Genomic DNA, 22,455 nt, shown 5'->3' on the forward strand with positions numbered 1-22,455 from the left:
TTAGTGCGCGGCTAGGACACTGCGCGGCATTTGAAATTTTAAATTTATGCGATTACGAGCGAGCTTTTTAAGCGAAATCTGCCTTTTAATTTTAAGAATTTCAAAATTCTAAAGAGTTTTAAATTTCTAAAATTTTAAAATTTTAAGGCGTTTGAAATTTTAAAATTTAGAATTCGGGTTTAAAATTTCGAGGTTTTGGCAAGACGATCTGTTTGGTTTGTCGTATCCGATATCTTGGGGGGCGAATTTTATTGCGTATAAATAGATTTCGGCGCGATTTTAAATTTTCAAAGCCAGCTGTGGCTTTCACATTTAAAGGCATAAAACCTGTTTTTGGAATTTTAAAATTCCAAAATACTTAAAATTTCACATATAATTTAGCGCTAAATTTTATGTGAAATTTTACAAGGATGGCTTTTTGGTAAAGTATTTATTATTCAAATATCTCAGATTCGACCGCTCTCAGCCCTTCATTACGCTTTCGGCGCTGCTTGCGTTTTTGGGCGTCGGCGTGGGGCTTACGGTGCTCATTGTCGCGATGGCGATAATGAACGGTTTTGATAAAGAATTCGAGCGCAAGCTCTTTACGATGAACTACCCGATCACGATCCACAGCCACTTTCGCGGCGGTATTTCAAAGGACGACGTGGAGGGGCTGCGGGCGGACTTTCCCGATCTGATCTTTAGCCCTTACATCAGCTCGCAAGTCATCGCCAAAAGCGGCGAGAAGCTCGAGGGTGGGCTGATTTTCGGCGTAAATTTAAACGACGAAAAGCGGATCAACTCCGTCGTCGCAGCGGGCGCCAAAGACGCCAATCTAACGGACTACGGCATAATGATAGGGCGTGGGATCAAGGACGAATTTATGCTGGATGAGGGCGGCAAGATCACGATGATCTTTACGAAGAGCGATCCGGGCGGCTTTGCGCTGATCCCTAAGATGAAGCGCTTTGACGTGCGCGCGGATTTCAGCTCGGGGCTGATCGCTTACGACAAGGCGTATTCCTACGCAGACGCGAGCGATCTAGCCAAAATTTTGGGCTACGACGAAGGGACTTTCGACGGCGTGCATGTTTTTTCAAACGATCCGTTTAAAGACCTGGAGCGCATCAAAAAAAGCCTCCCTAGCGGCACTAACGCCGTGGGCTGGTGGCAGCAAAACGGCAATTTTTTCAGCGCCCTTGCACTTGAAAAGCGTGCACTTTTCATCGTGCTGATGCTGATAATCCTGGTCGCGAGCCTAAATATCGTAAGCTCGCTTCTGATGACCGTGATGAATCGCCGCCAAGAGATCGCGCTTTTACTTAGCCTGGGCGCTAGCAAAAAGGAGGTTAAAAGGACCTTTTTTGCGCTCGGAGCCACGATCGGCGGCGGCGGCATCATATTCGGGCTCATTTTGGGCCTATTCGGCGTGTGGCTACTCGGAAGCTTCGACATCGTAAATCTGCCGGCCGACGTTTACGGAAGCTCGAAGCTGCCGATGGAGCTCTCGCTAGGCGATTTGGCGATGATTTTAATCGGCGCGGTGCTTATCGTGGCGCTCTCGTCATGGTATCCGGCCAAAAAAGCCACGCAGATCGACGTGCTGCAAACGCTGCGCAACGAGTAAATTTAAGCGAGGCGCTTTAAAAATTCGGCGAAATTTTAAAATTCCAAAGCGGCGCGGTTGTGTTCGGAGCGGTATTTCGGCGTGCGGGCAGAGGTTGCGCGATCTTGCACGGCGCACGTTGCGTAAATGTCGCATTAAATAGGATTTGTATCGCTAGAATTTTGATTTTTTCGCGAGATTCTAACTTGCGCGAAGCCTAAATTTTGACGAAATTTGTGTTGTTAGAATTCGCCAAAAATTTTAAATTTCAAAGGGGATAAAATTTTTATGAGTGCTTTGAAAAATTTTATGAAATTTTGCAACCAATCAAAGATAAAATTATAAAAATTTTGAAAAGGATATATGGTGAAAAAGATCGTTTTGTTTCTGTGTGCGGCGCTGTTTCTATGCGGCTGCTCTAGGAGCGGACCGCAAGATGTCCCAGAGCCAGAGCGAAATAAGGCGCCGAGCCACCATTATACAGGCTACTATTATGCATAGCGTATATTGCGCGGCGGGTGACGATACGAGACGTTTAACGGCGAGAAAATGGAAACATTGTAGTTTTTGCTCATTCGTGGACAAAAGCTCTCAAGCCTGCAATACGAGCCTTAGCAGCGTCTCGGCCTGAGCGTAGCGGCGCCAAGGCGTTTGTCCGTCTATAATAACGATAAAATTTAGGCTTATTTAAATAGGCTTAAATTTAGGACGAAATTCTTTTTAAAATTCTTTCAAATTCCCATAAAATCCCGCTGAATAAATCTAAATTTTATAAATTTTAGGGTAACATTCCCTATTTCTCAAAAAGGCTTTAAATGACTTTAATCGACGGCAAAAGCATAAGCGCGAAGGTAAAAGATGAGATCAAATCGGCCGCTTCAGATCTTGCCGCAAAGGGCGTAAAACCCGCGCTGGCGGTGATTTTGGTAGGCGAGGACGCGGCTAGTAAGACCTATGTCGCGAGCAAGGAAAAAGCCTGCGCCGCCTGTGGGATCCGATCCGTAGCGCACCGCTTGAGCTCCGACGTGGGCGAGGCGGCGCTTTTAGAACTGATAGACAATTTAAACGAGGACGAAAGCATCGACGGCATCTTGGTGCAGCTGCCGCTTCCGAAGCACATTGATACGAATAAAATTTTAGAAAAAATAAGCCCGCAAAAGGACGTGGACGGATTTAGTGCGATAAACGTAGGCAAGCTTACTAGCGGGCTTGCGGACGGTTTTGTGCCTTGTACTCCGCTTGGCGTGATGCGCCTGCTTGAGGAATACGGCGTGCAGATAGCGGGTAAAAACGCCGTCGTGCTGGGTCGTAGCAATATCGTCGGAAAGCCGATGGCGAGCCTGCTGTTAAATGCCGACGCCACCGTCACTATCGCTCATAGCAAGACGAAAGATTTAAAGCAGCTTTGCGCAGACGCCGATATTTTGGTCGCAGCGGTCGGTAGAGCGCATTTTGTGAGCGCAGATATGGTAAAAGAGGGTGCGGTGGTGATCGATGTGGGGATCAATCGCGGCGAGGACTGCAAACTAAGGGGCGACGTCGATTTTGACGCAGTCGCGCCAAAATGCTCGTTCATCACGCCCGTGCCCGGAGGCGTGGGACCGATGACGATCGCGATGCTTTTGAGCAACACGATAAAATCGGCGAAAAATCGCTTAAGACAAAGAGCCTAAATGAAAATACTAAGCAAAATTTATCACTTTTTATCAAGTTGGACGGGAACGGTCATCGTCGTTTTATTTGTCATTCTTTTTGTTGCGCAAGCCTTCGTGATCCCCAGCGGATCGATGCGCACTACGCTTTTAGAGGGCGATTTTTTATTCGTTAAAAAATTTAGCTACGGCATCCCGACCCCGCATATTCCCTTTGTGGAGTGGCAGGTAGCTCCTGATAGCGACGGAGATGGGCATATCATCCGTGGCGAGGGTCCGAAACGCGGCGACATCGTGGTTTTCCGCTATCCGCTTAATGAAAAAATGCACTTTGTAAAGCGAAATTTTGCCGTAGGTGGCGACGAGGTGATATTTGATCTGAATAATTTCTACCTTCGTCCGCATGAAGGCGACGAGTTCATTGTCGCAAACTATGATGCTCGCGACATTGTGATTTTAGGTGGCGAAAAATATGTCAAAGAGCCGTATAAATTTAAGGGCATTCACTATGACCCTAATGCTAGAAACTCAATGCTAACAAATGTCAAAATCGCACTTGAGAAGGGTGAATTTTCTATGAAACCCATTAGCCTAAGCGAAATTCCTCACAGCTTCGAAGCTGCGGGGATAAGCTTCAATGCCTTTTACATCAAAGTGCCGCAGGATGAGTATTTTATGATAGGCGATAATCGAAATAATTCCGCCGATAGCCGCTTCTGGGGTCCGGTACCTTATCGTCTGATCGTCGGCAAGCCGTGGTTTACATATTTTAGTATCGATGCCGATCGCAAGATCCGCTGGGAGCGAATCGGGCGCTTCGTCGATACCTTGCAAAACGACGAGAGCCTAATCTATGAGCAAAAATAAGGAGCGGCAATGCAAATAAATAAAATTTTCATAGCGAGCGATCATGCGGGCTTTCGTGCCAAAGAACAAGCTAAAAAAGCGCTCGCCGCTTTAGGTTACGAAGCGGTCGATCTTGGCACGCATAGTGCCGAAGCGAGCGTGGACTATCCCGATTTTGCGGGCGCGCTGGCGGATAAAATTTTAGCCGAATGTGAAACCTGCGCGAGGAGCGAAAATTTTAAAGAAAATAACGACAAAAATTCCGCCACGACCGCAGAAAATTCGGAAGCGGGCGGCAGTGAAAATTTCGGCGCGAGTATAAACGGTAGCGGGAATTTTAGCGCTACCGCGCAGCACGGCGAAAAAGATAAAAATTTTAACGCCGTCAAGAGCGGCTACAGCAAGAATTTTGATGCGGACGCAAATACGACCGCCTGCGCAAGCATAGCCGCCGCAAACGCTAGCAAAGATAAAATTTTAAATTCCACCGACTACGGCATTTACGGCGTTTTGATTTGCGGTACGGGCATCGGTATCAGCATCGCCGCAAACCGCCACGCTCACATCCGCTGTGCGCTGTGTCATGACGCGACTAGCGCTAGATTAGCCAGAGAGCACAACGACGCCAACGTCCTAGCCTTCGGCGAGCGATTAATGGGTGCGCTGGTGATCGGAGATATGATTAGGGCGTTTTTTAACACCGATTTTGCGGGCGGTAGGCACATTAAGCGCGTCGCAAAGCTAGGCGCTTGCGGTAGTGCGAATTGCGCGCATGGATTTAATGGGGAGAATTCCATGCAGAATTCCGCTCAAAATTTTGCGGAACAAAGCTGTGGCGCTAATTTAAATGGGTGGAATTCCAAATCAAGCTTCGCCAGCAAAAGCCCTTCTAGCAAAAATCCTATCGACACGGATTTCGCGTCAAATTTTGCGCGGAGCTTTAACGGTAAAAATTCCTTATTTACCGGCGAGAATTCCTTGATAAGCTTTGGTGGTGCACATCATATAAATTTAAATTCTGCGCACGCAAAGATAATCTTTGATGGGAAAAATCCATTGGGTAAAAATTCCACTAGCGCAAATTCTACGTTAAATTTTACGCGCGAGAGCGTTTGCGAGAAAAATTTCGCTCAAAAAGCTAGTCGTAAAGATTTTGTCGGTTTGAACCCAGCAATTATAAATTTTAAGGTTACAAATTCCTTCTGCATGAGCGTTAACCCAAAAAGCATGAATTGTGCCAGTGTGAGTTTAAAAGATAAGAATTCTGCTATTGTGAGCAGTGTAAATTTAAAGGGAGCAAATCTTTCTAACGCGTATTTTAGAGGCATAAATTCTGCCTATTTTAGTATAACCTCCGCTACTATGCGCCGCTTTGCAAATCCAAATGAAGGAGACGAGCAATGAGCGTAGTATTAGGCGTTTTAGCGCTATTTTTTGCAGCGCTACTTATTCTATCGATCCGAAAAAATTCTAAAATTTATGCTTTGCTTCGAAAGAGCGAAGAAAGAATTTCAAAGCTTAAAAGCGATAACGAAAAGCTCAAAACTGCCCTTCGCTTCGGCATTGAGGCCCTGCAAAATGAGGAGAGCGAAAACTGCAGCTTAAAAATCCAAAACGCAAGATTGAAAAGAGGTAAGCTATGAAAAGCCTAAGCAGCGAGCAAAAAAGCTATTTATTTCGCTCGATCCGCACCGTGCGTGACTTCCCAAAGCCCGGTATTTTGTTTTACGATATCACGACGCTCGTAGGCGATCGCGAGGCGTTTAATTTCCTGCTTGATCATCTAGCCGAGCGCTACGCCGATTACGGACTTGATTACATAGTAGGCATAGAAAGTCGCGGATTTATTTTTGCAGCGGCACTTGCTGCGAGGTTGAGAGTTGCTTTTGTGCCGATTAGAAAGCCAAAGAAGCTTCCTTATATTACGATTTCGCAAAAATACAGCCTTGAATACGGCTTCGATCAGGTCGAGATGCACGTGGATGCATTCTCCGGCGTGCAGGATGCCAAGGTGCTGCTAATCGACGATCTTATTGCCACCGGAGGCACCGCACGAGCGGCATTAGATCTCATCGCGCAGACGCAGGCTAAGTGCGTCGAAGCCTGCTTTTTGCTAAATTTACGCGAGTTAAACGATCTAGGCGAGTTTTCGCGTCGCACAAACGTTTATTGCGTTTTAGAGGCGTGATTTTGGAAGAGCTACTTAAAAATTTACTGCAAGAATACCACCAATACGCCTATATCGTGCTTTTTGTTTGGTGTATTTTAGAAGGCGAAATCGCACTGATTTTAGGCGGCATAATGGCGCACGAGGGACATATAAATTTGCCGCTAGGTATCTTTGTTGCGGGGCTTGGGGCATTTTGTGGCGATCAGTTTTATTTTTATATTGGTCGCTACAATAAAAAATATATCAGTAAAAAGCTCGCGGCGCAGCGCCGAAAATTTGCGATTGCGCACTTGCTTTTGCAACGCTACGGCTGGCCGATAATTTTAATGCAGCGCTATATGTATGGCTTCCGCGTCATCATCCCGATGAGTATCGGTATCACTCGCTACAGCGCAAAGAAATTTGCGATTATCAATCTTTTTAGTGCTTGGTGCTGGTCGGGCGCGACGATGATTTTGGCGTGGTATTTTGGCGAGGAGATCTGGAGCGGGCTGCGGCTAATCGAGCAACACTGGTATTTTGCGATACCTATCATAGGCGGAATTTTATATCTATTTTTTAGGCTATTTAAACGTATGGAAAATCACTTTATGAACTCACGAAAGGAACGAGATGAAAGTAAAACTGCTAGATCGTAAAATTAACGAGATAGAGGCGGATTTTGAAGTTATTTTAGTTGTGGATAAAAATTTAAATCACGAATTTATTAAAGACACGGATAAGTTTGCGCTTTTTAATTACAAAGGCGAGGGCAATCTGCTGCTTGCCGAGAGCGGACGGTTGTACGTCGGCGTTAAAGAACTTAGCTTCGATAGGCTGCGAGCGGCGCTTGCGAGTGCATACAACGCGCTTAAGGGCTACGCGATCAAAAATTTCAAAATCGCCTTTTATAAATGCGGATGCGACCGCAGAAGCACGATGGCGATGGTCGAGGGCGTGCTTCTGGGCGGCTATGAGTTTAACAAATACAAAAGCGATAAAAAAAGCTCCAGCTTGAATGAAATTTTAATCTCGACGCAGGAGTACGGCGGCAGTAGCCCCGACGTGCAAAAGATGAACTACGGCGTGCAGCAGGGCACCGTGATGGCAAATGCCGCAAATTTTGCGCGCGACGGCGTCAATGAGATCCCTGAAATTTACACGCCCGAAAAGATGGCGAGCGAGGCTGAAATTTTGGCGTCTAACTACGACGACGTGAGTGTTAAAATTTACGACGAGGATTTTTTGCGCGAGCAGAATATGAATGCGTTTTTAGCGGTCAATCGCTCCAGCGCTCATCCGCCGCGCCTCATCCATCTGATCTATAAGCCGCAGCGCTGCCTAAAGCGCATCGTTTTCGTGGGCAAAGGGCTTACTTACGACAGCGGCGGGCTAAGTCTGAAGCCGAGCGATTATATGCTTACGATGAAAAGCGACAAAAGCGGCGCGCTTGCCGCGATGGGCATCATCAAGGGCGCTGCCGAGCTTGAGCTGCCGTTTGAGATACACGCGGTTATCGGCGCTACTGAAAATATGATCGGCGGCGATTCGTATAAACCCGACGACGTGCTGCTTAGCCGCAGCGGCGTGAGTATCGAGGTGCGAAACACCGATGCGGAGGGGCGGCTCGTGCTTGCCGACTGCCTAAGCTACGCGCAGGATCTTGAGCCAAGTCTGCTAATCGATATGGCGACGCTTACCGGCGCTTGCGTCGTGGGCCTAGGCGAATACACTAGCGGCATCATGGGAAATAGCGAGGAGCTAAAGCGTAAATTTAAAGATCTTAGCGGATCAAGCGGCGAGCTATTTAGCATTTTGGAATTTAACGATTATCTGCGCGAGCTAATCAAAAGCAGTATTGCAGACGTCTCTAACTGCGCTTCCAGTAGATACGGCGGCGCGATAACTGCGGGGTTGTTTTTGGATAAATTTATAAAAGACGAGTATAAAGACAGGTGGCTGCACCTTGATATCGCAGGACCTGCGTATCTGGAAAAGGCGTGGGGCTATTACGCAGCGGGTGCGACTGGCGCAGGCGTGAGAGCAAACTTATATTTCTTGCAGGCTCTAGCCAAAGAGCTGAAGGACGCGTAGATGGGGCTTTCAGTAGGGATCGTAGGGCTTCCGAACGTCGGTAAATCCACGACTTTTAACGCGCTTAGCGGCGCACAAAACGCACAGGCGCAGAACTATCCATTCTGCACGATCGAGCCCAACAAAGCGGTCGTGCCCGTGCCCGATGCGCGGCTAGCAAAGCTGGCGGACATCGTTAAGCCCGGTCGCATCGTGCATTCGACTATTGAGTTTGTAGATATCGCGGGTCTCGTGCGCGGAGCTAGCAAGGGCGAGGGGCTGGGGAATAAATTTCTTTCAAATATCCGCGAGTGCGAGATCATCCTTCATATCGTGCGCTGCTTCGAAAGCGGCGACATAACCCACGTCGAAGGCTGCGTCGATCCTATCCGCGATATCGAGATCATCGAAACCGAGCTGATTTTAGCGGACATCGAGCAGCTTGGACGCAAGATCGAGCGTCTCGGCAAGGAAGCCAAAGCAAATCAAAAGGGCGCTAAAGAGGCGCTAGCCGTAGCAAACGAGCTTTTAGCGCATCTAAACGACGGCAAGCCCGCTTCAAATTTTGCGCTAAAAGAGGATGAAAGCTACATCGCTTTAAATCGCGAGCTGCGCCTGCTTAGCGCCAAAGATGTAATCTACGGCGCCAATGTGGACGAAGACGGTATCGCGCAAGATAACGAATATGTCGCGCGCGTAAGAGAATACGCAAACGCCCGCGGCGCGGAGGTAATCAAGCTCTGCGCCAAGATCGAAGAGGAGCTCATAGGGCTAAGCGACGAGGAGACGCACGAGATGCTGCAAAGCCTGGGCGCGCAGCAAAGCGGGCTGGAGCTCATTATCAAGCGCTCCTTCGCGAAACTCAGCCTCATCAGCTATTTTACCGCCGGTGAGATAGAGGTGCGCGCGTGGACGATCACGAAGGGCTGGAAGGCTCCGAAAGCCGCGAGCGTGATTCACAACGACTTTGAGCGCGGATTTATCAGAGCAGAGGTGATCGGATTTGATGATTTTATCGCGTGCGGCGGCGAGAGTAGGGCGAAAGAAGCGGGCAAAATGCGCCTTGAGGGCAAGGACTACGTCGTGCAAGACGGCGACGTGATGCATTTTAGATTTAATGTTTAAAATTTGCGCTGCATTCGAGCGAAATTTAAAATTTACAGAGTTTTAATTTGTGCTGAATTTGCACATCCGATTCAAATTTTTAAATTTGCGAAATTTGAATTTCTATGGCGTGTGAGAATTTGGAAATTTAAAAATTTTAGTTGAAAGCAGCGATTTAAAATTTTGAAATTTCATAAAAAATCCCCGGGATCGAACGCATGCTCGGGTTCGGCTCGATTTTAAAATTATATAAATTTAATTCGCGCAGGACGGAACTTTAAACATTATCGTAAGTAAGCTCAACTTTACAATTCTATGCATTTAATCCGCCGTACCTTTCGGTGGCGAATTTTGCGCACGGACTATAGATATGAATCTTTTGCCAAAATCCGAAGCTAAAAGCAAAATCACGAGCAGAATCGAAAATTTAAGCGTCCATACATTGCGAAAAGTATCGACACATTCGCGCTTTTTGAGATTAAGGGCGTATGTTTTCGCATACGCCGTGAAGCCTTTAACTCTAAACGAGAGTGATCGCGTGCGCGTACATTTTCGCAAAGATAGGTATTTGGATATGCTTACGGCTTTAGAAGTGCGGCTCGCCCAGATGCTTAAGACTTTGTGCTATATGTGCTGTATCGGATAATTCAGGTGCTGTATATAGTAATCGCATTTGGCTTTGTTTTTGCCGTGTCTGCGATACTGTTTGCAATATACTTTGCGCTCGCAAAAAAGGGGCTCGCTCGGTTTTAGCAAATTTCTATGATTGCGTGTCGTTAACATTGATTTTGATGGGACTTCTCGCCTATCTTGACGCGGGTGCGTAAAAATTAAAATTTTAGTGCGAACGCCATAGAAAGTAGCGCATATTTTACGAAATTTTACCAAAATTTGGAGGAAAATAATGTGGCATTTAAAAAAGAAAGCTTCAAGTGAATTGAAATTTTTCACAATTATCGGCAAGATAGAAAACTTAGAAACAGACTGGGGGCGAGACGGACTGTATATAACATTTGAGGTAAAAGGAATAAGATTTTTCGACTATCCCGATCAATGGTTTGCTGATAACGGCGATATAGTCGAGGTAACGTATTGTTATCTTTTCCCTGAGTCGCCCAGCATAACGCATATTTCGATTTTAGCTAAGTATTCAAATTATATGAGAGTGAAACAGGCTCTAGCTATAATTTGGGATTTTATATTAATAGTTTTTTTAATCGTAACGTTTCCCATATGGTTTTACGGCATTAGTAAGTTGTCCATTTTATTATATATTGCCTTAGGGTTCTGCATCTTGCAAAGAGCTTGTAAAAAAATCAAAATTTTATATGAAATCGAGAAAAATAGAGGCTAATTTGTCTTTATTTTTCCGCGTATTAACGCATAAATAAAAAATCATTTGTCTTAAGCATCGTCTTGTGCGCCTTATCGTAGGTCTCATCCAGCTGCCGTAGTTTTTGCGTGTGGTTGTCAAACGTCTTCGGTATTTTTAACTCGTCTTTATTAGGATCATACGGCGAGCAAATTTAGGTGATATGAAAGTTTGCCTTTGATCTTAGTAAAAAAGGCTTTATCGATAGAAATGTAAAATTTATACTGCACGGCGGTAGGTTCTGAGCCAAAACCGCATAAACGAAAGCGGCGATATACAAATTTAATGCGCGCGCAAAATGTTACTGTTCGGCGAAAATTATATCGCTAAAAATTTTATCAAAATGCCAAAAATACGAAGTGATCTTGCTCTTGCGTTGCAAAGGCTCATTGGATAAATTTAAAGCATAAATTGCAATCCAGGGCTCGATTTGATCAACTTGAGCCCTGGATTCGAAATTCGTTTTAAATTTTGGATCGAAACACACCAAGAACTAAAACGTTACCTCCCAGTTAAATCTAAAATTTCTGCGCGGCGCGTAAAACCTGCCGATGCCCGCACCCGTCGCCTGATCGATCATATTGACCGTTCCGAAAGCCCTGATCGAGCGGGCGCTATCCCAAGTGATATATTTGGCGTTGGTTAGGTTGTAAACGCCTAGACTAAAGTTAAAATTTTTTTGCGGCTTTGCATAAGCAATAACGTCCACTACCGTATAATCACCGCTTCGCCAACCTTTGGTATTATCGGTTACGGGCTCTCCGTTTACTATAGAAGCATCGATGTGCCCCCAATACGGATCCGTTCTTTCGACTTGGCTTTTCCAATACATATTGTAGGTGTCTTTGCGCTTCTTGGCTCCTACGTCGGTAATGAAAAGATCAATGCCATATTTGTCGCCGGGCGTAGAATAGCCGATATTATAGACGGAAGTAGGCGGTTGGATCGCATTCATCGGCACCTCTTCGCCCCTGCTGCATCCGGAGTTTGAATTATTGGCGTTTGAGCCGTTGCTGGCGCACGACATTCTGCCCTTTTGTCTGCTATATTTATACCCCAGCCTAAATCCCTCTAGACTCTCCGATACATCGCCGAGCTCCAGATGGGTATTTATCTCAAATCCATGCACTTTGGCGCTATCTCGGTTTACGTTTTGATAAAACGGATAGGGTATCTGCTGATCTACGACTTGTAAATTTCCCAAAAATTCAAGATCGATAAAATTTTTATAATCCGTCTTAAAAACATCGAAAGTTATGCGGCTTCTCTCGCTATAAAAGGTAAGAGCGATCTCCTTCGTCCTTGCGATTTCTGGTTCTAAAAATATATTAGGACGGATAGAAAAGTCCGGATGCTTAAAGGTCATATACGCCTCATCCGATGTCGGAGCGCGGAAACCCTTGGAGCCTTTTAGCTGAATTCTTATCCAATCGAGCGGGTCTAAATTTAGACCTAGTTTGTATGAGCCGCTTTTGTATTCCTTCTCTCTTAGCAGGAATTTTAAATTTTGCTGATAATTTTCCTCTCCATAAGGAGTGTAGTAACCATGTATTCCGTCATAGGGGTTGTAAGGATACGGCACCCACAAACCGGTTATGATGCCTCTGGGCACTTCGGGATAGCCGGTATATTTCGGTTTATGCTTTACCTTGTCGTAGCGATAGCCAAGATCAAAGCCTACATATTTGGTTATTTGAATTTCATCTCCGATATAACCTGCCGTAGTCGTAGTTTGCACCGGGATCAGGTAGGTATTAACGGCGGTCGTATTGCTTCTCTGATTGCCGTTCATATGGTAGTCGGGATTCGGTACGCCACCTCCAGGAGTTCTACCGAAGAGTATATTATCCCACCATTGTGAATCACCCGAGTAAAATCCATCTTTATTAGTCATAGATTTATCTGTTTGATCCAAAAGTCCGCCGTATGATATAGAGTTCTCTATGGTATCAAATAGGCTAATGTATTTCTCGAAATCCAAATTTACTTGCTGGGTTTCGGTATCTAACGTCCTGTCGGAGTATTGGATTGAATTATAGCCGTCAGTGTATGGCAAAATATGATATAAATCATAGCTTGTGCTCCAGTCTCCATACCAAGACCATGCAGGATCAGTATTGGGCCTTGTTACTGTGGCGTCTTCGCTTGATTTTTCTATCGTTCCATATACTTGACCGTTTGGGAGGGTGTGTTTAGTAATATCTCTTTCAACGAATTCGTAAGTGTAACCCTTGTCATTTTTCATATAATCCTCTGTGTCATATTTTGCCCTTAAGACTCTAAATTTTTTATCGCAATTTATTTTGGTACAGTCTAAAAATATACCCGTAGAATTCTGAGTTTTAAAGTCGGTGCCAGGGTTAAGATTATTCCCGGCATTGTCTTTAATAGGTGCGGGGGTATCCGAATCATATGAATTCGTATCTGTAGTTAAGCTTCGATTATTTTTATCGGTTATTTCATAGTTATTTGAATTTTCCTTTAATTGCAATCCCGCAGGATTTTGCGTATTTTGGCAAGCGCTCCCCTGGCAACCCTCTTTATTGATCGCGCGGTTTTTAATACTCTGCTTCGAGTATGAAATTTTAACGTGATCCCAAAGCAGCGTCTCGCTGAAATTTTCGTAGCTGAATTGCACGTTTCTTCGATCGGAGCTGTCGTGGTTCGTCCTGCTTCCGTATCGTTCCGGAGCGCCCGGGCGACTGCCGAGCCTGAGCGTGTAAGATAGGTCTTCGCCGTTGGAATTGAGCTTTGAGTTATCCACCGCAACGGAAAATCTATGCTCGTCGCCGGGTTGAAATCCAACCTTTACGAGCGTGCTCTTCTTGGTTATGGTGTAGGGGTCTGCCTTTTCGCGAGTTTTTCCTATGTGAAGTTTATCCTCTTTACTATCATATATATCGTAGAAATAGTTTTTTCTCTCATGTCCGTGTCTATCGGTATTTATAACTAAAAAATCAAACCAGCCATATCTAGCCGCACCAGTAAAGGAGTGGAAATTTTGACTATCGACGCTTTGATAGCCCTGTTTAAAGCCGAAATGATAGTTCTTTTCCGTTAAGAAATCCCTGGCGTCTTTGGTTTCAAACATTACCGATCCGCCGAGCGCGCCGCTTCCCGCTTTTATAGAGTCGGCTCCTTTGGTGATATTGGCTGTTTTGACGTTTTCCATCTCTACGCCGTTTCTTGTGTTGTTAAAATTTCCATACCCCTCAAAAAGGTCTTTAAAGCCCTGCGAGCTTAGAGTCTCCGCTTGACGAAGCCCGTCCACCGTGATAGCCACGCGGTTTTCGTCCACGCCGCGAACGGCATATCCGCTAGCGCCGAATCTGCCTGTTTCGACCGCCGTGATACCCGTTTGGTATCGCACCAAGTCTCTACTATCGGTGATCTGCTGCTTCTTGATAGTCTGCGCGGTAGTTTTAGTTTCGCCGACCTTTTGCTCGGCTACGCTTTGCGAATCGACATTTCCCGTTACCTGGATAGTTCCCAGCTCTTGTGAGTTGGCGGGCTCTTCCGCGTAAAGCGAGCCATAAAAGAGCAGCGAGACATAGAGAGAGAGAGAGAATCTTCTAAACATTTATATTTCCTTACTTAATGATTATAGAATTGATTATTAACGCGGCGAATAATAATACAAAGATTTTTAATGTTTAATTAAATTGCAGTTTAAATTTAGGATAAATTTTAAATGCTTGAAATTTTGATTTTTTAAGAAGTATAAAATTTTGAATAGGTCGAAAAATACGTAATAGGCGCATTTTAAGCTTTAATATAGCTCTAAATTTTGCAAAGCGTTTTTGAAACGGCTAGCAAAAATACTGAAAATTATAAAAGGGCGAATGATAATAAAGCGCATTTTATAATATGTAACGCGCTTTTTGAATTATGATATTTTTGCAGGTAATCTTAAAATTTTATACTCAATCGCTGCACTGCAAATTTATCATATTAATAGATTGTAGCCTCGCAGGATTTGTTAGCAGATTTATTTATCGGTGCCGGAATAGGGCATAAATTTTTGCCGGGTAGAATTTCACGCTGCGCTATAAATTTTATGCGCCCCGAAATTTTGAAATTTTGTTTTCCACAAATACGGTAAGCGGCAAAATTCCGCCACGCGAATAAAGCATACTATCACGTTACGGGCATCGATAATCTACTCGTTTATTCCGCCAAATTAACCCATGCCGCCGTAAATTTTATGTTTTAAAATTTCACGCCGAATTTCTCGCTAAAAAGTCCGCACTACTGCCGTAACCTGCGCGCTTTTGCGCGGCGAGAAGTAGTGCACGAAGCTAGTGCAGGATCCATCAGGCACGCATATTTCGGTGCTTAGCTTATGCCTTACGTGGATGGAGTCGATACTCGGGATTTTTACCGATGCGCTTGCGATGCCGCTGTATTCGCCAATCTCTATCGGCGCCTCTAGCTCATCCCTTTCAAATACTACGCGCCCGCTCTTCTCCTGCTCGAGCTTGGTGTTTTTCAGCACGATCTTCGGCGTATTTTCGCGATTTATATGGTTAAATTTTATATTTAGCTCATACGGAGCGCCCGTGGAGTTATCATCGGGGAAATCTGGCATTGGATCCCCCTCTCGATGTACCCATCTTGCACCACCGGTCGTAGAGTCCAAGCTTACTCCGATTGTAAAGTTTTGCAGCTCCACACTGGCGCCGCTAAAAGTATAAAGTCGCATCCAGCTCTCGTAATTGCGACTAAAAACTTGATATGCGATCATAAAGGTGCCGAAAAGCGAGCTTATGACCACCCAAAACAGAAATATAAATTTAAAAATCTTACGCAAAACGAACTTTAATATCTTCATCGCTATCCTTTCAATCTAAAGCTTAAGCGGAATTCCGCCTGCGAATCCGCGAATTAAAATTCCGCGCGGGATTTCGCTTATGAAATTTCGCGCCTTTTCGGTTTACGGCAGAATTTTAAGACAGAATTACGTACCGAAATTTTACGGCTGAATTATAAAACAAAATTCCGCCCATGAAATTTTACCTAGAATCTCTCCTGTAAAATTCCATAACGAAATTCGAAGATGAAATTTTATGGGCGAAATTCCATAGCTAAAATTTCACGGCAGACCTCAGAAATCAATTCCAGCAGCAAAATTCCACGCCTTAAAATTTTAAGAAAGTATGAAATTTTTTATCTGATCGCAGATCGCTTCTTCGGATTGCGCGGCGTCGATTTGCAGCGTCTGAACGCCGCACGCCGTGCATGCCTGTGCCATCAGCTCCTGCACGCGCATTAGATATTTTAGCCCGCGAGCTTCGATTATATCGCTGCTAACGCGCGTTTTAAGCCGTTTTTTGACGAGCTGTTCGTCCGCCGAAAATAGCACGATTTTATCTGCGAATTTGCCCCCGAGCGCAAATTTATTAAGCGCGATGAGTTCGTTAAGATCCGCGTTTTCGTCGTTTGCCAGCGCATAGGCAAGCCCCGAGATGAAGCCGCGATCGCTTAGCACGAGCCTGTCCGCGCCGCCCTTTATCACGCGCTCGTAGTGCTCGGCGCGGTCTGCGAGGAACAAAAGCAGCTCGGCGCGCTTTGAGATTTCGCCGCAGGCTTCGCGTAGATTTATGCTACCGCGCCGCCACTTAAAATCCTCGCCCAAAACGAGGCTTCGCACCGCCTCGCCGAGCTTCGTGCCGCCGGGCTCCTTGGTCACGATCGCCTGCGGAAAAGCCGTCGCCAGCCGCGCTATCTGCGTGCTTTTGCCCACGCCGTCGATACCTTCGAATATTACATACATTTTTCGCCTTTAAATTTGTGCGTTATTTTACAAGCTTATAGCTAAATAGCGGCTTTTTTAAACAGCTGAGCGCTAAATTTCGCCTCCAAATCGGGCTTTTGCGCGAGCTTATCCGAGCCGCTTTTGATCTTTTGACGCAAATTTTATCGGGCGCCTTGCTCGGCTCTTGATTTTTGTGGCGCAGCTCGCGGTTAAATTTAGCGCTCGGACGGATGCGCCGAATAAGCGGTGAGCAAATTTTGCGCTTACGGACATTTACCGAGCGGAGCAGGGCGCCGGTCGATAAAGACGACGCGCCGTGCGGATATGATGACGCGTCGGGCGAGGTAGGGAGCCATTATACATAGCAGGATATGTGCTTTGCGAAGCGGATGGCGCTAAACGGAAATGGCGGCGCTTCTGGCGGAGCAGGGCGGCAGCGTCGTGTAGAGTGGGGCGCATTGGGGCGGGCGAGTGCTGCGCGCGATGATAAAACCGCGACGATGAAATTTTAAATTTTGCCCTATACGTTTATCGGCTCGGGATTTATTGCTATGAAATTTTTCCGCAGATCGCTAAGATCGCAATCGGTAGCCGTGATCGTAAAATCCTCCGTCATATCGAGCGCAAATTCGCCAAGACCTGCTTTAAGCTGCTTCATACACCCCCAAATAAGCTTTTTAGCCTGCGCATATTTATCATTTAGCTGCGTTTCTTGATTGAAAAGATCAAAAATTTTCGCCGTTTCGTAGTCTACTTCGACCTCAGCTCGAAACTCGTAATCAGGAACGAGCCAAAGAAGCCAGCCATCTTTTCGCGCAAGCCACTGCGCGCGCTGTTCTTGCGAACCGAATCCGATGATCGGCGGCAAACTCCTATTGTCGCAAGCTAAATTTATGCAGTAGAGCTTACAGCCTGGCGCGTGCTTTTTGATCGTCTCTTTAATCGCGGGCAGCAGCCTTTGCGCGGCGAGCTCATAAAGCTTTTTGTAGCTCATATCCTTATCGGGCTTTTGATAGCGCACATAACCATTTTCGGTTATTAAGCTCAGTTCGCCCATTGCGTCAAATTCATAGTTTGTTACGTCATTCCTTCTGCCTGCGCGAGGGTGCTCTACATACTCCCGTCTTTGTGCGAGTTTGCCGCCTTCGTAAGTAAAATTTTCTATCCCATAGGCGTTGTTGTCAAAGGCCGAGTAGATGGACTTTAGCTCGCCATCCTCATAGATAAATCTTTTTATATTGAAGCATCCTACGCATCTTTTATTGTAGCAACCGAAATGATATTTTAAAACTTCGTCCCGCCCCCAAAAATAAAGGCTTTCAAAGAAATGTTTTTTGCCGTCATGTTGTCTTTCAAAAACGACGCGATCTTGCGCATCAAAGCCGTATTCGTAGGCGTTTGCGATCTTTTTTGGTTTAGCTTTTAAAATTTTGCCCTTAAAGAAGCGGTTATATTCGAAATAAAAGGGCTCTAAATTAATATACTCGTCCGACGCCCAGCGCCTACTTACGACCTGCGCTTCGGCTATTTTATGTAAGGCTTTGTATTCATCTCTCACGCTTTTTAAAAACGTTCGCAGTCTTTCTATCTCATCCATTGCTTCGCTCATTTTTATCTCCCGTGTGGTTTGTAAATTTTAAATTTAGCTGCGCCTGCGAGCTAAATTTCAGTCGCTTGCAAGCTCATTTTTTCAAAAATTTTAAAATTTCGCTCGGCACCAGGTGCGAAACATCGCCGCCGTGGCTCAAAACGGAGCGGACAATCGAGCTTGAGATGAAGGCGTTTTTGAGCGTCGGCATCAAATACACGCTCTCAAATTTCTCCCATAGCGAGGCGTTTGCATAGCCGATCTGCAGCTCGTACTCAAAGTCGCTAACCGCGCGGAGTCCGCGGATAACGAAGCGCACGCCGCAAGATTTAGCAAAATCCACGAGCAGATTATCAAAGCTTTGCACACTTATGCCGCGAAGCCCGCGTGTCGCGGCTCGCGCCATCTCTAGTCTGGATTTTAGGCTGAAGTAGGGCTTTTTGCTCTCGTTTAGCGCGACTGCGACGATGACTTCATCAAAAAGCCCTAGCGCACGCTTGATGACGTCCAGATGGCCGTTCGTGATAGGATCGAAAGTGCCCGGATAGATACATTTTCTTGAGTTTTGCATTATTGCCACCTTTTAAATAGCTCGTTTTGCACGCCCAGAGCGTCGCACCACTTGCCGATTATGAAATTTTTTAAATTTTGCACGCCGCAGTAGCCTGCGATCACGGGCGGAGCGATGATGACGCCGAGTGCGGCTAGCTCACTCATCTGACGCAGGCTGATCGCAGAAAGAGGCATCTCACGCACGCCAAGAACTAGCCGCTTGTGCTCTTTTAACGCGACTGCAGCGGCGCGGGTGCTTAGACTGTCGCAAAGCCCGCCGTAAATTTTAGCCAAAGAGCCAATAGAGCAGGGCGCAAAGATTGTGGCGTCAATGCCGAACGAGCCCGAAGCGGGCGGCGCGCCCAGATCGGTGTCGGGATAAAATTTTACGTTCTTAAATTCCGCGGATTTTAAAGCCTCGTTCGCATCTATGCCGCTTTCGGCGCTCAGGACGCGGCGTGCACCCTGCGTAAGCACGGCGTGGATTTCATGCGGCGAGCTAGCGAGAAATTTAAGCAGATCAAGCCCGATCTCGCAAAAACTCGCGCCGCTTACGCAAACTAAAATTTTCATTTCAAGGCTTTCATATCGAAATTTTGTGCTTTAAAAGCGAGCGGAACGGAAAGAATTTTAAAATTTGAAGTTAAGATGGAGCGGGAAACGAGAGTCGAACTCGCGACATCAACCATGGCAAGGTTGCGCTCTACCACTGAGCTATTCCCGCATGCGGTAAAAATAAAGCGCGATTGTAGCCTATAAATTTTCATTTGTCAATAATTTCTCGCTTAAATTTCATAAATTTTTATGATTTCTCCAGCGCGAACTTTGTCGCATTCGGGATCAGCCAAGAAAAAATGCGATGCCGCAGCCAGCGGTCTGATGCGCCCAGAAGGCGACGGCATAGGCGTAAAAACTCCGCCTTCATATGCGCCTACGGTTAAATTTACTCTGCCGCTTTTTAGCTTTAGATCGCTTGCGAGCTTGGCATAGATCGCCGCTTCTGCGCTAAAAGCCTCGCTTGCGCCGCTAAGCTTAAATAAGATCGGCAGTATGACTGCGCGCGTAAGCACGAAAGCAGCCATTGGATTGCCTGCCATTGCAAAGACGAATTTGCCGTCTTTTGCGAAGCACTTGCTGGGGCGGCCGGGCTTGATATCAATGTGATCGAAAGCCTGCAAAAATCCAAGTTCATTCATAGCGCTTTGCATAAAATCCGCCTCCCCAGCACTTGCTCCACCGCTGGTAATTAGCACGTCAAATTTACGCGTAGCAGTATCTAGCGCCTCGCACACCGCGCTAAAATCATCCTTTAAAATCCCTAAATACTCATTTTCAAAGCCGTATTTTTGCAGCAATGCAGCAATACCACTAGAGTTGGCGTTATAAATTTCGCGCTCACTTGCGCTCTGCCACGGCTCTTTTAGTTCGTTTCCACTGGAAAATAGAGCGATTTTAGGACGCGTGTAAACGCTTGCTTCGTAAATTCCTTGCGCGGCAAGAAGCATGATTTTGGCAGGGTTTAAAATTTCGCCACGGCGCAATAAAAGCTCGCCCGCGCGCACCTCCTCGCCTTTTTTACGAAAGCCGTCGTGGGCATGAACGAAAGCAGGGATTTTTAGAGTTCCACCTTGCGTGTCTACATCCTCTAGCCTCGCGACAGAGTCCGCGCCCGCAGGCATTGGCGCGCCGGTCATTATCTTTTGCGCCTGTCCGGCCTTGATTTCGTAGAATTTCTCATCTCCTGCAAAAATCGTAGGCTCTACGATCTCTAGCTCTTCGTCTTTGAATTCTGCCGCGTAGGCATAGCCGTCAAGCGCCGAATTATCGAAGCAGGGTAGGTTTTTAATCGCAGAAATATCGCTAGAAAGAATGCGGCCTAGAGCGCTGGGAAGAGGTACCATTTCGCTCCGCCTGCTTGATGTGATTCTGGCCGTAGCCAAATCTATAGCCTCATTTATTCCTATCATTTTAAGTCCTTTTTATCATTTTTTACATTTTAAATTCGCGCAGTTAAGACCTCACATAGTCTTAAATTCTATGTTTTGCCAAAGCTTGCAAAGCAAAATTTACCCAAATAAATGTGCGAAATTTTATGGGCTCAAACTTGTCTTGTTTTAATGCGAGCGTTGCTTAAAATTTCAAAACATTTCGCTCGTAAAATTCCGCTTTGCCCTAGGAATTCCACCCACATTTGCTTAAAAAATTCCACCACGGCTCGTTCATTAAATTTTACCAAAGTTCGCCACTTAAATTCTTAAGGGACTCATCCTTGAAATTCTACCAAGATTTGCCTTTAAAATTTCGCCACACTTAGCTTTAGCGATTTAAATGCATTGCTGCTGATAGAATTTACGTGGCTCTTACGTAGCGTGGCATTTTAAAACGCGTTTTGCATAAAATTCCGCATCACTTGCTCGCACAAGATTTTTATTCCGAAGTCTTCATTCCTCCAGCCTCTGTATATCGGCACCAAGCGCACCAAGCTTAGCTTCCAGCCTCTCATATCCGCGATCTAGGTGGTAAATTCTATGTATTTTGCTCTCGCCGCGCGCCGCAAGGGCGGCTAAAACGAGTGCCGAGCTGGCGCGCAGATCGGTCGCCATAACGTCTGCGCCGTTTAGCTTGCCGCCGCTGATAGTCGCGATGTGTCCGTTTAAACGGATATCTGCGCCCATTCTTGAGAGTTCGCTAACGTGCATGAAGCGGTTTTCAAAAAGCCTCTCGTCGATGGTGCTGACGCCCGAGGAGATGCACGCAAGCGCCATAAACTGCGCCTGCATATCGGTAGGAAAGCCCGGATATTCGCTCGTGATGATCTCTACGGGTTTGATCTTTGAGGCGGGCAGGATCGTGATCTCGTCGCCACCGTTTGAAATTTCAAATTTAAAGCCCATATCTTCAAATTTTGCAAGCACGGCGCCAAGATGAGCCGCGCAAGCGTGCGTGATCGTGATACGAGAGCCCGTGATTGCGCCTGCGCACAGATAGGTGCCCGCCTCGATGCGATCGGGAATGATCGAAATTTCGTTCAAGCTTAAAAGCTCGCCGCCGCTTCCTTTGATGAGGATTTCGTTCGTGCCGATGCCCTCTATGTCGATGCCTGCGCTTTTTAATGCGTTACAAACGGCGATCACTTCGGGCTCTTTTGCCGCGTTTATGATATGCGTGGTGCCGCTTGCTAAGGCAGCCGCCATTACGATATTTTCGGTGCCGGTGACGGTAATTTTGTCAAAATTTATAGTCGCGCCCTTAAGCCCCTTTTTTGCGGTGCAAACGACATAACCCTGCTCGATCTTAACCTCTGCGCCCATCTTTTCAAGCGCGCTAAGGTGCAGATCAATCGGCCTTGCGCCGATCGCGCAGCCCCCCGGAAGGCTTACCTCGCAGTGTCTAAACCGCGCTAAAAGCGGTCCCAGCACCAAGATCGAAGCGCGCATTTTACGCACTATGTCGTAGATCGCTTTGGTCGAGTTTATCTCGCGCGGATCGATTTTGGCAGTGTTGGCGTCAAGGAACTCGCACTTTGCGCCTAAATTTGAAAGCAGTTGAATTAGCGTGTGGATATCGGAAACTGCGGGTAAATTTTTAATTACGACTTCGTTTTTTGAAAGGATAGATAGAGCTATGAGCGGCAGTGCGGCGTTTTTTGCGCCACTTATTTTGACGCTGCCGCTTAGTTTTTTGCCTCCGTTAATTCGTAGATAATGCATGATTTCTCCGTGTAAAATTTAAATAATTATACAGAATTTAGCTTTAAAGTTACCATTTTGTTACCG

19 protein-coding genes, 1 tRNA gene and 2 pseudogenes are annotated in these 22,455 nt (G+C 46.1%); 13 read left to right on the forward strand and 9 right to left on the reverse strand.

The genetic code is table 11. The features are described 5' to 3' along the window. Positions 1 to 418 precede the first annotated feature (418 nt). The 13 genes and pseudogenes from Q0614_RS02365 to Q0614_RS02425 all read left to right on the forward strand — a co-directional run bounded on the left by Q0614_RS02365 (position 419) and on the right by Q0614_RS02425 (position 10,766). A complete protein-coding gene (locus Q0614_RS02365; RefSeq protein ID WP_298786282.1) occupies positions 419 to 1,609 on the forward strand; it encodes an ABC transporter permease in 1,191 nt (396 codons plus the stop codon). A gap of 345 nt (positions 1,610 to 1,954) precedes the next feature. Further along, a complete protein-coding gene (locus Q0614_RS02370) occupies positions 1,955 to 2,089 on the forward strand; it encodes a hypothetical protein (protein ID WP_297960755.1) in 135 nt (44 codons plus the stop codon). Between the two features lie 314 nt (positions 2,090 to 2,403). Continuing rightward, entirely contained in the window at positions 2,404 to 3,261 is an 858-nt protein-coding gene (gene folD / locus Q0614_RS02375; protein WP_298786284.1) for a bifunctional methylenetetrahydrofolate dehydrogenase/methenyltetrahydrofolate cyclohydrolase FolD, read from the forward strand. Next, entirely contained in the window at positions 3,262 to 4,107 is an 846-nt protein-coding gene (lepB, locus tag Q0614_RS02380; protein ID WP_298786286.1) for a signal peptidase I, read from the forward strand. A 9-nt stretch (positions 4,108 to 4,116) separates the two neighbouring features. Beyond that, a pseudogene (locus Q0614_RS02385) lies at positions 4,117 to 4,284 on the forward strand (RpiB/LacA/LacB family sugar-phosphate isomerase); the annotation flags it as partial. 303 nt (positions 4,285 to 4,587) lie between these two features. Further along, positions 4,588 to 4,830, forward strand: a pseudogene (locus Q0614_RS02390) (RpiB/LacA/LacB family sugar-phosphate isomerase); the annotation flags it as partial. A gap of 656 nt (positions 4,831 to 5,486) precedes the next feature. Further along, the gene (locus Q0614_RS02395; RefSeq protein ID WP_005870567.1) at positions 5,487 to 5,729 is read left to right on the forward strand and encodes a hypothetical protein; all 243 of its coding nucleotides are present in this window, start codon (positions 5,487 to 5,489) and stop codon (positions 5,727 to 5,729) included. Next, complete coding sequence (locus Q0614_RS02400; protein WP_291937052.1) at positions 5,726 to 6,274, forward strand: adenine phosphoribosyltransferase; 549 nt, start codon at positions 5,726 to 5,728, stop codon at positions 6,272 to 6,274. Before Q0614_RS02395 ends, Q0614_RS02400 begins: the two co-directional genes overlap by 4 nt. 2 nt (positions 6,275 to 6,276) lie before the next feature. After that, the gene (locus Q0614_RS02405; protein ID WP_005870565.1) at positions 6,277 to 6,894 is read left to right on the forward strand and encodes a DedA family protein; all 618 of its coding nucleotides are present in this window, start codon (positions 6,277 to 6,279) and stop codon (positions 6,892 to 6,894) included. Then, positions 6,869 to 8,329 carry a leucyl aminopeptidase gene (locus Q0614_RS02410; RefSeq protein ID WP_298786288.1) on the forward strand — a complete coding sequence of 487 codons (1,461 nt, stop codon included), beginning with the start codon at positions 6,869 to 6,871 and terminating at the stop codon, positions 8,327 to 8,329. Before Q0614_RS02405 ends, Q0614_RS02410 begins: the two co-directional genes overlap by 26 nt. Then, positions 8,330 to 9,433 carry a redox-regulated ATPase YchF gene (gene ychF, locus Q0614_RS02415; RefSeq protein WP_298786289.1) on the forward strand — a complete coding sequence of 368 codons (1,104 nt, stop codon included), beginning with the start codon at positions 8,330 to 8,332 and terminating at the stop codon, positions 9,431 to 9,433. 349 nt (positions 9,434 to 9,782) lie between these two features. After that, a complete protein-coding gene (locus Q0614_RS02420) occupies positions 9,783 to 10,058 on the forward strand; it encodes a hypothetical protein (protein ID WP_298786290.1) in 276 nt (91 codons plus the stop codon). A 258-nt stretch (positions 10,059 to 10,316) separates the two neighbouring features. Then, complete coding sequence (locus tag Q0614_RS02425; protein WP_298786291.1) at positions 10,317 to 10,766, forward strand: hypothetical protein; 450 nt, start codon at positions 10,317 to 10,319, stop codon at positions 10,764 to 10,766. A 511-nt stretch (positions 10,767 to 11,277) separates the two neighbouring features. Here Q0614_RS02425 and Q0614_RS02430 read toward each other — a convergent pair. The 9 genes from Q0614_RS02430 to murA all read right to left on the reverse strand — a co-directional run bounded on the left by Q0614_RS02430 (position 11,278) and on the right by murA (position 22,389). Continuing rightward, the gene (locus Q0614_RS02430; protein ID WP_298786293.1) at positions 11,278 to 14,364 is read right to left on the reverse strand and encodes a TonB-dependent receptor; all 3,087 of its coding nucleotides are present in this window, start codon (positions 14,362 to 14,364) and stop codon (positions 11,278 to 11,280) included. Between the two features lie 654 nt (positions 14,365 to 15,018). After that, positions 15,019 to 15,615, reverse strand: a complete 597-nt coding sequence (locus tag Q0614_RS02435; RefSeq protein WP_298786295.1) for a hypothetical protein — start codon at positions 15,613 to 15,615, stop codon at positions 15,019 to 15,021. A gap of 315 nt (positions 15,616 to 15,930) precedes the next feature. Next, complete coding sequence (tmk, locus tag Q0614_RS02440) at positions 15,931 to 16,557, reverse strand: dTMP kinase (protein WP_298786297.1); 627 nt, start codon at positions 16,555 to 16,557, stop codon at positions 15,931 to 15,933. Between the two features lie 502 nt (positions 16,558 to 17,059). Next, the gene (locus Q0614_RS02445; RefSeq protein ID WP_298786299.1) at positions 17,060 to 18,148 is read right to left on the reverse strand and encodes a hypothetical protein; all 1,089 of its coding nucleotides are present in this window, start codon (positions 18,146 to 18,148) and stop codon (positions 17,060 to 17,062) included. Between the two features lie 73 nt (positions 18,149 to 18,221). Beyond that, positions 18,222 to 18,698 carry a pantetheine-phosphate adenylyltransferase gene (gene coaD, locus Q0614_RS02450; RefSeq protein WP_298786300.1) on the reverse strand — a complete coding sequence of 159 codons (477 nt, stop codon included), beginning with the start codon at positions 18,696 to 18,698 and terminating at the stop codon, positions 18,222 to 18,224. Further along, entirely contained in the window at positions 18,698 to 19,252 is a 555-nt protein-coding gene (locus tag Q0614_RS02455; protein ID WP_298786303.1) for a UbiX family flavin prenyltransferase, read from the reverse strand. The genes coaD and Q0614_RS02455 overlap by 1 nt, the downstream gene beginning before the upstream one ends. Positions 19,253 to 19,328: 76 nt before the next feature. Beyond that, positions 19,329 to 19,403 (reverse strand) — tRNA-Gly (locus Q0614_RS02460). Between the two features lie 61 nt (positions 19,404 to 19,464). Then, positions 19,465 to 20,646: a molybdopterin molybdotransferase MoeA gene (locus Q0614_RS02465; protein WP_298786305.1), complete on the reverse strand. Its 1,182-nt coding sequence runs from the start codon at positions 20,644 to 20,646 to the stop codon at positions 19,465 to 19,467. A gap of 474 nt (positions 20,647 to 21,120) precedes the next feature. After that, on the reverse strand, positions 21,121 to 22,389 hold the full coding sequence (gene murA / locus Q0614_RS02470; RefSeq protein WP_298786307.1) for a UDP-N-acetylglucosamine 1-carboxyvinyltransferase: 1,269 nt from the start codon (positions 22,387 to 22,389) through the stop codon (positions 21,121 to 21,123). Between the last annotated feature and the right edge of the window lie 66 nt (positions 22,390 to 22,455).

Origin of the sequence: uncultured Campylobacter sp., from assembly GCF_937997595.1 — a bacterium.
Taxonomy (GTDB): domain Bacteria; phylum Campylobacterota; class Campylobacteria; order Campylobacterales; family Campylobacteraceae; genus Campylobacter_B.